1 protein-coding gene is annotated in these 717 nt (G+C 63.5%); it reads right to left on the reverse strand.

Features of this window, described 5'->3' with window-relative positions:
* Nucleotides 1-15: 15 nt before the first annotated feature.
* On the reverse strand, nucleotides 16-717 hold a 702-nt coding region (locus ACP7E0_RS35035; RefSeq protein WP_426131974.1), incomplete at its 5' end, for a transposase.

Genomic DNA, 717 nt, shown 5'->3' on the forward strand with positions numbered 1-717 from the left:
CTGGCAACTGTGTTTCTACGTTTGTGAAAAAATTGTTTTGTCCCTCGTGATTGCGTTTGCGATGGCGAGTATTTTGCGTGCGAGGGCAATGATGATGACCTTGAAAGGCTTGCCGCGTTCCTTCATCCGATCGGCATGGGCCTTGAAGGCCGAGGGCATCCGGCTGGCTGTGAGCGCGGCCATGTAAAGCGCATCGCGGACCCGCTTTCGGCCGCCGCGGATGTGCCGCTTGCCGCGCAAGCTGCCGCTGTCGACATTGAAGGGTGCAAGGCCGGCAAGGGCGGCGGCGGCCTTGGCCGAACGATCGCCGAGTTCGGGCATATGGGTAATGAGGGTCAGCGCCGCGACAGGCCCGATGCCGGGAATGGAACGCAGCCTGGCCTCCTGATGCTTCAGCGCCTCGTCGGCTTTCAGGGCATCGCGCCCTTGCTTTTCGATGCGAACGATCTCCGCATCCAGCCAGGACAGGTGGCTTTCCAGACTGTCGCGCTCGACCCCTTCGGCTTCGTGCAGGCGTGTGCGCTCCTGTTGCCGGATGGCGACGAGCTGGTCGCGCCGGTTATGAAGGCGGGCAAGCGCATGGCGCTCCGGGTCATCCGGCGGCTGGCTGGCAAGCGTCAGGCTCTGACCCATCCGTGCCAGCAGGCGCGCATCAATCGCATCCGTCTTGGCCAGAAGGCCGATCGCCTTGGCAAAGTCGCGGGCACGGGCAGGATT

Origin of the sequence: Pararhizobium sp. PWRC1-1 (assembly GCF_049897905.1) — a bacterium.
In the GTDB taxonomy this organism is placed as follows: Bacteria; Pseudomonadota; Alphaproteobacteria; order Rhizobiales; family Rhizobiaceae; genus Pararhizobium.